This is a genomic window from Microbacterium sp. (genome assembly GCF_047606685.1).
GTDB lineage: Bacteria > Actinomycetota > Actinomycetes > Actinomycetales > Microbacteriaceae > Microbacterium.
Window position 1 is genome coordinate 1 of record NZ_JASGEC010000089.1, and the last position, 6,613, is coordinate 6,613.

Annotated in this window: 5 protein-coding genes; all 5 read left to right on the forward strand. The window is 71.9% G+C overall.

The window, feature by feature from the left end:
• Positions 1-179 precede the first annotated feature (179 nt).
• The 5 genes from QM611_RS10850 to QM611_RS10870 all read left to right on the forward strand — a co-directional run bounded on the left by QM611_RS10850 (position 180) and on the right by QM611_RS10870 (position 6,307).
• Positions 180-623 carry a MarR family winged helix-turn-helix transcriptional regulator gene (locus tag QM611_RS10850; protein WP_415079933.1) on the forward strand — a complete coding sequence of 148 codons (444 nt, stop codon included), beginning with the start codon at positions 180-182 and terminating at the stop codon, positions 621-623.
• Between the two features lie 8 nt (positions 624-631).
• The gene (locus tag QM611_RS10855) at positions 632-1,969 is read left to right on the forward strand and encodes an MFS transporter (protein ID WP_415079937.1); all 1,338 of its coding nucleotides are present in this window, start codon (positions 632-634) and stop codon (positions 1,967-1,969) included.
• Positions 1,970-1,995: 26 nt separating this feature from the next.
• Positions 1,996-2,757: a DeoR/GlpR family DNA-binding transcription regulator gene (locus QM611_RS10860; RefSeq protein WP_415079934.1), complete on the forward strand. Its 762-nt coding sequence runs from the start codon at positions 1,996-1,998 to the stop codon at positions 2,755-2,757.
• 89 nt (positions 2,758-2,846) lie between these two features.
• On the forward strand, positions 2,847-4,883 hold the full coding sequence (locus QM611_RS10865; RefSeq protein ID WP_415079935.1) for a bifunctional aldolase/short-chain dehydrogenase: 2,037 nt from the start codon (positions 2,847-2,849) through the stop codon (positions 4,881-4,883).
• Positions 4,880-6,307: a rhamnulokinase gene (locus QM611_RS10870; protein ID WP_415079936.1), complete on the forward strand. Its 1,428-nt coding sequence runs from the start codon at positions 4,880-4,882 to the stop codon at positions 6,305-6,307. Before QM611_RS10865 ends, QM611_RS10870 begins: the two co-directional genes overlap by 4 nt.
• Positions 6,308-6,613: the final 306 nt, after the last annotated feature.

Below are 6,613 nucleotides of genomic sequence, written 5' to 3' on the forward strand. Positions count from 1 at the left end.
CCCCCGCGCGCCGCGCCCCCGCGCGCCCGGTCCGCGCGTTTCGCCAGATCAGGGTATTTGGCGTGCTCAGGACGTTACGGCTGATATCGTCCTGAGCCCGCCGAATCTCCTGAATTTGAGAACAAGGCGGGGTCATCAGCTTTACTTAGTAAAGCTAATAAGCTATGCTAAGCATCAGCATGTCAGACCCCGCAACACCCGACCCCGCTCTGGCGAGCGAGGCATCCGATCTCCGCATGGCGACCTTTCGGCTCGCCCGCCGGCTGCGCGCTCAGCGCGCCGTCGACTCGATGAGCGACGGCCAGTTCGCCGTGCTCGCAGCCCTCAAAGTCCACGGGCCGCACACGCTCGGCGAGCTCGCCGACCGCGAGCGCGTCACCGCGCCGTCGATGAACCGCACGGTGAACTGCCTCGAGGAGGCGGGATGGCTCGCCCGCAGCGCCGACGACGCCGACCGCCGCAAGGTCAACATCGCCCTCACGCCGGCCGGCCGCGCGGTCGTGGAAGAGACCGCGCGCCGACGCGACGCGTGGCTCGAAGACCAGCTGGCCGCCCTGACCGGCGACGAGCGCGACATCCTGCGCCGAGCCGCCGCGCTCCTGCGGGAGGTGGCCGACACGTGATGCCCACGATGTTCCGATCGCTGTCGCTCTACAACTTCCGCGTGTGGACGGTCGGCGCCCTCGTCTCCAACATCGGCGGCTGGATGCAGGCGACCGCCCAGGACTGGGTCGTGCTCACCGAGCTGACCGACAACGACGCCACCGCGATGGGCGTCACGATGGCGCTCCAGTTCGGCCCGCCGCTGCTGCTCGTCAGCGCAACCGGCTGGGTGGCAGATCGCTTCGACCGCCGCCGCCTGCTCATGGTCACGCAGTCGACGCTCATGGCCCTCGCGATCGCCGTCGGCGTGCTGCTGCTGAACGGCGTCATGACGCTGCCGCTCATGTGGGGCTTCGCCCTCGCGTTCGGGCTCGCGAACGCGTTCGACGTGCCGGCGCGGCAGGCGTTCGTGTCTGACCTCGTCGCCCGCGAGAACGCGTCCAACGCGGTCGCGCTCAACGCCGCGTCGTTCAACACGGCCCGGCTCATCGGCCCGGCGGTCGGCGGCTTGCTCATCGTGCTCGTCGGCGCCGGCTGGGTCTTCGTCGTCAACGCCGCCACCTTCCTCGCGATGATCGTGGCGCTCCTGCTCGTGCGCGCCGACGAGCTCGTGCCGCGCGTGCGCTCCACCGGCCGCACGCGCATCGGCGAGGGCGTGAGCTACGTGGCGGGCCGGCCCGACCTGCTCGTCACCTTCGTGATGGTGTTCCTCATCGGCGCGTTCGGCATGAACTTCCCGATCTTCGCGTCGACGATGGCCGTCGAGTTCGGCCAGGACGCCGACGGCTACGGCGTGCTCAGCTCGGTGCTCGCGATCGGCTCGCTCGTCGGCGCGCTCTTGGCCGCACGCCGCGACCGGGCGCGCATCCGCGTCGTGATCGTCGCGACCGGGGGCTTCGGGGTCGCCGCGCTCGTGTCGTCGTTCATGCCCACGTACGGGCTCTACGCCCTCACTCTCGTGTTCGTCGGCTTCGCCACGGTCTCGACGTTGACGACCGCGAACGGGTACGTGCAGACCACGACCGACCCCGCGCTCCGCGGGCGGGTCCTCGCCCTCTACATGGCGATCCTGATGGGCTCGACACCGATCGGAGCGCCCATCGTCGGCTGGGTGGCGAGCGCCTTCGGGCCGCGCGCGGCCATCCAGGTCGGCGCGGTCGCGGGCCTCGTCGCGTGCGCCATCGGGCTCGCGTGGGTCGTCGCGTCCGGCCGCCTGCACCGCCACGAGACGAAGCGCTTCCGCCTCACCCTCGACGCGACCGTGCCGGTTGACGTCCTCTCCGCGGTTCCCGAGGAATTCAGCGACGAGGTCGTGGCGACCACGCCGATCCGGCTGCCGCAGCCGTCGCGGAGGGATGCCGCCTGACCGGCCCGGCTGGCTAGACTCCCGGGATGGCGCACGTGACCAAGCTCGACGCCGAACGGCGGCGCGAAGAGCTCGCCGAGCTCGCCCGCCGGCCCGACGGCGTCGCGATCGAGGCGGCCGCGGAGCTGTTCGCCGTGTCATCCATGACGATCCGGCGCGACCTGCTCGAGCTCGAGGCAGAGGGGCGCGTGCGCCGCACGCGCGGCGGGGCGTCGGCCGCTCCGACCGCGCGACCGTTCGACGCGCGCAAGGCGACGCGCGCCACGGCCAAGCGCGCGATCGCGGCCAAGGCGCTGGCCCTCGTGCCCCCGAGCGGGACCATCGTGCTCGACGCGTCGAGCACGATCAGCACGCTCGCCGCGATCGTCGGCCCGCGCGACGGCCTCGCGGCCCACACCAATGGGATCGAGACCTTCCAGCTGCTGCAACGCCTCGACGGCGTGACCGCGATGCTGACGGGCGGCGCCGCCGAGCCGACGACCGGAAGCCTGATCGGGCCGCTCGCGTGCCAGGCCGCCCGCGCCGTGTACGCCGACGTCTTCTTTGCGTCGGCCGCGGCGATCGACCCGCGCGACGGCAGCTCGGAGGTGTCGCTCGCCGAGGCCGAGGTCAAGCAGACCATGGCGGCGAACGCGCGGCGGTGCGTGCTGTGCCTCGACTCCAGCAAGCTCGGCGCGCGCTCGGTCGCTCGCGCGCTGACCCCCGACGACATCGCGGTGCTCGTCACCGAGCTGCCGCCCGACGACCCCCGGCTCGACCCGTATCGGTGGATTCCGACGATCCTGTGACACCTTCGGCAGCAATATGAGAATTTGTGTTACTTTTAACATGAAATGACGCGCAACGCCCGCGCCTCGAACGCCCCGCGGAGACCCACTTGACCAATCCGACCGTCGCCGATCTGATCGCGCGCAGCAACCGCCTGGGCGCCGACCCGGCCACCACGAACTACGCGGGCGGCAACACCTCCGCAAAGGGCTTCGACCTCGATCCCGTGACCGGCAAGCCGGTCGAGCTGATGTGGGTCAAAGGCTCGGGCGGCGACCTCGGCACGCTCACCGAGTCGGGCCTGGCCGTGCTGCGGCTCGACCGGCTGCGCGCCCTCGTCGACGTCTACCCCGGCATCGACCGCGAAGACGAGATGGTCGCCGCGTTCGACTACTGCCTGCACGGCAAGGGCGGCGCGGCTCCGTCGATCGACACCGCGATGCACGGGCTCGTCGACGCCGCGCACGTCGACCACCTGCATCCCGACTCCGGCATCGCGATCGCCACGGCCAAGGACGGCCGCACGCTCACGAAGCGGATCTTCGGCGGCAAGGTCGTGTGGGTGCCGTGGCGGCGCCCCGGATTCCAGCTCGGGCTCGACATCGCCGCGATCAAGGCGAAAAACCCCGACGCCGTGGGCTGCATTCTCGGCGGGCACGGCATCACGGCGTGGGGCGACACGTCGGAGGAGGCCGAGCGCAACTCGCTGTGGATCGTCCAGACCGCGCAGGCGTACATCGACGAGCACGGCCGGTCCGCCCCTTTCGGCAAGCCGCGCAAGCGCTTCCAGGCCCTGCCCGAGGCCGAGCGCCGCGCGAAGGCGGCGGCGCTGGCGCCGACAATCCGGGGCCTCGCGTCGACCGACAAGGCGATGGTGGGCCACTACACTGACGACCCGCGCGTGCTGGAGTTCCTCGGCTCGGCGAAGGCTCCGAAGCTCGCCGAACTCGGCACGAGCTGCCCCGACCACTTCCTGCGCACGAAGGTCAAGCCGATGCTGCTCGACCTGCCCGCCGACGCCCCGGTCGACAAGGCGATCGCCCGCCTGAAGGAACTGCACGCGGCGTACCGCGCCGACTACCGCGCGTACTACGACGCGCACGCCACCGCGGACTCCCCGGCGATCCGCGGCGCCGATCCGCTCATCGTGCTCGTGCCCGGCGTCGGCATGTTCTCGTTCGGCGCGAACAAGCAGACCGCGCGAGTCGCCGGCGAGTTCTACCTCAACGCGATCACCGTGATGCGCGGCGCCGAGGCGCTGTCGACGTACGCGCCGATCTCCGACGCCGACAAGTTCAGCATCGAGTACTGGGCCCTCGAAGAGGCCAAGCTACAGCGCATGCCGAAGCCCCGCACCCACCAGGGCCGCATCGCCCTCGTCACCGGCGCGGCATCCGGCATCGGCAAAGCCGTCGCGACGCGCCTCGCCGCCGAGGGCGCGTGCGTCGTGGTCGCCGACCTCGACCTCGACAAGGCCCGGGACGCTGCGGCGGAGCTGGGAACGGCGGATGCCGCGATCGGCGTCGCGTGCAACGTCGCCGACGCCGACGCCGTGCAGGCCGCGGTCGACGAGACGGTGCTGGCCTTCGGCGGCGTCGACCTCGTGGTCAACAACGCCGGCCTGTCGCTGTCCAAGCCGCTGCTGGAGACGACCGAGGCCGACTGGGACCTGCAGCACGACGTGATGGCCAAGGGGTCGTTCCTCGTCTCGAAAGCGGCAGCCAAAGCACTCGTCGAGCAGGGCATGGGCGGCGACATCGTCTACATCTCGTCGAAGAACTCGGTGTTCGCCGGGCCCAACAACATCGCATACTCCGCCACGAAGGCCGACCAGGCCCACCAGGTGCGGCTGCTCGCGGTCGAGCTGGGCCCGCACGGCGTGCGCGTCAACGGCATCAACCCCGACGGCGTCGTGCGCGGCTCGGGCATCTTCGCCTCCGGCTGGGGCGCGAACCGCGCCGCCACGTACGGGATCAAGGAGGAAGAGCTCGGTCAGTTCTACGCCAACCGCACGATCCTCGGCCGCGAGGTCGTGCCCGAGAACGTGGCCGACGCCGTCTATGTGCTCACCGGGCCCGAGCTCAGCCGCACCACGGGCCTGCACCTTCCCGTCGACTCCGGCGTCGCCGCCGCGTTCCTGCGATGACCGGCGGGGGCGCGGTCGCCGCGATCGACCTCGGCGCGACGAGCGGTCGCGTCATCCTCGGGCGCGTCGGGCGGGACACACTCGAGGCGACGGCGGTGGCGCGGTTCGCCAACGACCCGGTGCGGGCAAGCGACGGGCTGCACTGGAACACGCTCGGCCTGTACGGCGCGGCGCTCGACGGGCTTCGCGACGCGTTCCGCGCGGAGCCTGAGATCGCGAGCATCGGCGTCGACTCGTGGGGCGTGGACTACGGGCTGCTCCGCGACGGTCGCCTGCTCGGCATCCCGTTCCACTACCGGGACGAGCGCACCGCGCACGGCGTCGAGGCGGTGCACGAGCGCGTTCCGCACGCCGAGCTCTACGCCCGCAACGGGCTGCAGCTGCTGCCGTTCACAACGTGCTACCAACTCGCGGCGGAGCCGCGCGACATCCTCGCCCTCGCCGACACACTGCTGTTCACGCCCGACTTGTTCGGCTACTGGCTCACTGACATCGCGCGGGCCGAGCGCACGATCGCCTCGACCTCGGGGATGCTCGACGCCGCCACCGCGGAGTGGGACGACCAGCTGCTGGAGCGGATCGGCATCCCCCGCGACATCCTGGCCCAGCTCATCACCCCCGGCGAGGCGCTCGGCGCGCTGCGGCCCGACGTCGCCGACGCGATCGGAGCGGATGCCTCGGCCCGCGTCACCGCCGTCGGCTCGCACGACACGGCGTCGGCCGTCGTCGCCGTGCCGATGGACCGCACGGCGGCCGCCTACATCTCGTGCGGAACGTGGGGGCTCGTCGGCGTCGAGGTCGACCGCCCCGTGCTGACGGATGCCGCCCGCACGGCCGGCTTCACGAACGAGGGCGGCGTCGACGGCCGCACGCGCCTGCTGCACAACGTGATGGGGCTGTGGGTGCTCAGCGAGGCGGTGCGCACGTGGGAGCGCGCGTCGGGCGAGCAGATCGACTTCGCCGCGCTGCTGGCCGCGGCCGAGGATGTCGACCCGCAGTCGGTGCCCGTCTTCGACGTCGACGACGGGCGGTTCCTACCCCCCGGCGACATGCCCGCGCGCATCGACGCGTGGTGCGCCGAGCACGGCATCGCCCCGCCGGCGGCGTCACCCGCGGCCTACGCGCGGTCGATCATCGAGTCGCTGGCGCAAGCGTTCGCCGACGCCGCGGTCACCGCCGGCCGGCTCGGCGGCGTCGACGTGCGCACCATCCACATCGTCGGCGGCGGATCGCAGAACCGGCTGCTGTGCCAGCGCACCGCCGACCGTTCGGGCCTTCCCGTGCTCGCCGGACCGGTCGAGGCCACCGCGCTGGGGAACGTGCTCGTGCAGGCGCGCGCGCAGGGCTTCGTCGCGGGCGCGCTGGAAGACCTGCGCGAGCTGGTCGCCCGCACGCACGTGCCGCGCCGCCACGACCCGCGCTGAGCCGTCAGTGGGCCCCGCGGTGAGCCTCGCCACCGCCCGCTTCGCGTTTCGCCAGATCAGGCTATTTCGCGGGGTCAGGACGTTTCGCGACGAATCGGCCTGACTGCGCGAGATCAGGAGATTTGGGCAACACCACTGTCGCTCACGCCGAGGGGTCGGTCAGCTCCCGGGCGGGGTCGGGGTCGACCGTGACGGTCGGCTCGGGCAGCCCCACGAGGTGCGGCAGAACGGTGGATGCCTGCGCCACCGCGTGCGCGCCCCACGCCGCCGCCGTCGCCGCCGCGGCGGCGAGCGCGTCGCCCCCGG